The 2,403-nt window shown below is 64.2% G+C and carries 5 protein-coding genes; 2 read left to right on the top strand and 3 right to left on the bottom strand.

The annotated features are described in order from the left end of the window. The first annotated feature begins 184 nt into the window (after positions 1–184). On the top strand, positions 185–1,120 hold the full coding sequence (gene cyoE / locus C8N42_RS21200; RefSeq protein ID WP_107818369.1) for a heme o synthase: 936 nt from the start codon (positions 185–187) through the stop codon (positions 1,118–1,120). Positions 1,121–1,252: 132 nt separating this feature from the next. Here the strand turns inward: cyoE and C8N42_RS21195 are convergent, their stop codons facing one another. Further along, positions 1,253–1,393, bottom strand: coding sequence for an ABC transporter permease subunit (locus C8N42_RS21195; protein ID WP_170109401.1), 141 nt, complete (start codon positions 1,391–1,393; stop codon positions 1,253–1,255). Beyond that, positions 1,332–1,751: an ABC transporter permease subunit gene (locus tag C8N42_RS21190; RefSeq protein ID WP_107818365.1), complete on the bottom strand. Its 420-nt coding sequence runs from the start codon at positions 1,749–1,751 to the stop codon at positions 1,332–1,334. The genes C8N42_RS21195 and C8N42_RS21190 overlap by 62 nt, the downstream gene beginning before the upstream one ends. A gap of 41 nt (positions 1,752–1,792) precedes the next feature. Here C8N42_RS21190 and C8N42_RS21185 point away from each other — a divergent pair, with 41 nt between their 5' ends. Further along, positions 1,793–2,179 (top strand): hypothetical protein, encoded by a 387-nt coding sequence (locus C8N42_RS21185; RefSeq protein WP_107818363.1) that lies wholly within the window; start codon positions 1,793–1,795, stop codon positions 2,177–2,179. A 125-nt stretch (positions 2,180–2,304) separates the two neighbouring features. Here the strand turns inward: C8N42_RS21185 and C8N42_RS21180 are convergent. Continuing rightward, positions 2,305–2,403, bottom strand: a 99-nt coding sequence (locus tag C8N42_RS21180; RefSeq protein ID WP_146168266.1) for a hypothetical protein, incomplete at its 5' end; no start/stop codon positions are given.

Here is a 2,403-nt window from a genome sequence, read left to right as displayed (position 1 = left end):
ACTGGCCGCCAGCGCTCTGTGCGCCCGTCACGCTAAACCCACAAGTGGTCTACTTTTGCGCCGCCCTTTGGTAGGTTTTTACTCCGCCGTTGACACAAAACGCATTTCGCATATGCAGCGCACACGTCAAAGGCATCATCACATGAGGACGCAGTCGATCTCCGATCCGACGCTCACGCAAGCTATGGCAGGGCGGGGGCTTTCCAGGACGGTGCCCGCTCATGCCCGTCCGGGCGATTACATCGTCTTGCTCAAACCGCGTGTGATGTCGCTTGTGGTCTTCACAGCACTCGTGGGGCTGCTGGTCGCGCCCGTGTCGATGAACCCGATCCGGGCGGTGATCTCAATCTTGTGCATCGCGCTGGGCGGCGGGGCCTCGGGCGCGCTGAACATGTGGTGGGATGCCGATATCGACGCGCAGATGCGCCGCACCGCCAATCGCCCGATCCCGGCGGGGCGGGTGGCGCCGCATGAGGCGCTTGTGCTGGGGCTGGTGCTGTCGGTGCTCTCGGTCGGTGTGCTCTCAGTCGTCGCGAACCTCGTCGCGGGAGCGCTTCTGGCCTTCACCATTTTCTTCTATGTGGCGATCTATTCGGTCCTTCTGAAACGCGCGACGCCGCAGAACATCGTGATCGGAGGAGCCTCCGGCGCGCTGCCGCCGATGATCGGCTGGGCCTGCGCCACGGGAGGCATTGCACCCGAGAGCCTTCTGATGTTCGCGTTGATCTTCATGTGGACGCCGCCGCATTTCTGGGCCTTGGCGTTGTTCGTCAAATCCGACTATGGCCGTGCCGGTATCCCGATGCTGACCGAGACCCATGGCCGTCCCGCGACGCGCCGCCATATCCTTGCTTACACGCTCCTGCTGATCCCGACCTCTCTGGCGCTTGGGCTCACCTCGATAGGCGGGCCGGTCTATCTGGCCGTGGCTGGGGTGCTGAACCTGCGCTTCCTTCTCGGGGCATGGGCCGTGTTCCGTCGCACGGAAGAACAGGCTGAGGCCGACAGCCAACGTGCCGAGCGGCGGTTGTTCCGCCTGTCGCTCAGCTATCTCTTCCTGCATTTCTGCGCGCTTCTGGCCGAGGCGCTTCTACACGCGCAGGGCTTTTCCGGCTGGTGATCAACGCGGCCCGCGCTGTGCCTTGACGGCGGCGAGGAAGGAGCGGGCAGACCCGCCATTTGCCAAAAACCATGGCGGCAAGTGCGAGAAACCCGCGTCCCTGCGTCATCGCAGCCTGAAACAGGTCGAGCGTCACAATCGACAGAACGCCCCGCCAAGTGCTGTGAGAACGTCGGAGAGCGTGACGGAGACGAAGCGCACGCGGATGACGTCAATCCCGGCGGCATCGGCAGCCACGGCGCTCTCGCCACAGGCGCGCAGACGCAGCCCCATATCGGTGCGCATCAGGCCCCACCAGAGGCAGGGGCGGCGTCGGCACTTTCGGCACGCTCGGCGTGGTGCTGTCGATGCCCCAGATGATCGGCACGAGGGCTGCGGTCAGCCCCGCGCCGATGAGGTTGATCGCGGTCGAGCCGATCACTTGATCACCGCGCAAGGACACCGACATCACGGCCAGAAGCCCGCCCGCAAGTGTCCCGGTAAAGACCGCGCCCAACAGCCCGAGCCACGGATTGCCGGTCAGGTAGGAAAAGGCCACGGCCCTGAAAGCCCCGCCGAGCATGGGCAGGATCACCGGAATGGCGAGGTGAAGCATCGAGGCGAACAAAGAGAGGGTGATGAAATCGCTCATGATGTCTTTCCGGAAGAGGATCGGCGCAGGCGGGACCAGAGGTGCAACATGGCGGGCTGGATCGCGACGAAAGAGACGACGAGGTCCGAGACGACGCCGACCATCTCGCGCTGATGCCTGCCACGGACTGCATCTGGACCGCGCCGGAAACGAGCATGGCAAAGAAGAAGGCGGCGATCATCAGACGCGGCGCGCGCGCCAGTTCGCGCCCGGCTACGAGCTTCTGCTGGTTGCCGCCCGAAAGCGACGCCATCGGCAGATCGGGCGAGGGCGTGCGTACTTTGTGGCGCTCGATCAGCACCTCTGCGAAGACCCGCCGTTGTTTCTGCGACAGGTTCAGGGGAGAACCACTAAAGGGCGCACCATCGACAAACCCGATGGAAGCATTGTCGATCAGCGACATACCATCGGCCACCCCCGTGACGTGACGGTCCTCGGAAATATGCGCGAGCCCTGTATCGAGGTGACGTCAAGACGGCTGATCCCTCGCCGCGCTGAGGCGGCAAGGCGTGGAGGGGATACGCCCCCTCTCCCGCGCAGGCGGTGTGTGCTTTTACCCCTTTTCGCCCTGTCCGCGGGCGTAGACGTCTTCGTAGCGGATGATGTCGTCCTCGCCCACATAGGAGCCGGTTTGCACCTCGATCAGGACCAT

Source organism: Celeribacter persicus, from assembly GCF_003050785.1.
Classification (GTDB): domain Bacteria; phylum Pseudomonadota; class Alphaproteobacteria; order Rhodobacterales; family Rhodobacteraceae; genus Celeribacter; species Celeribacter persicus.
Note: the sequence above shows the minus strand (reverse complement) of the source record. Positions and strands in the feature narration are given on the sequence as shown.

Excerpts from the sequence above, each read along its gene's own strand:
- C8N42_RS21195 (WP_170109401.1), bottom strand. The coding sequence starts at position 1,393 with ATGGGGCTGCGTCTGCGCGCCTGTGGCGAGAGCGCCGTGGCTGCCGAT.
- cyoE (WP_107818369.1), top strand. The coding sequence starts at position 185 with ATGGCAGGGCGGGGGCTTTCCAGGACGGTGCCCGCTCATGCCCGTCCG.
- C8N42_RS21190 (WP_107818365.1), bottom strand. The coding sequence starts at position 1,751 with ATGAGCGATTTCATCACCCTCTCTTTGTTCGCCTCGATGCTTCACCTC.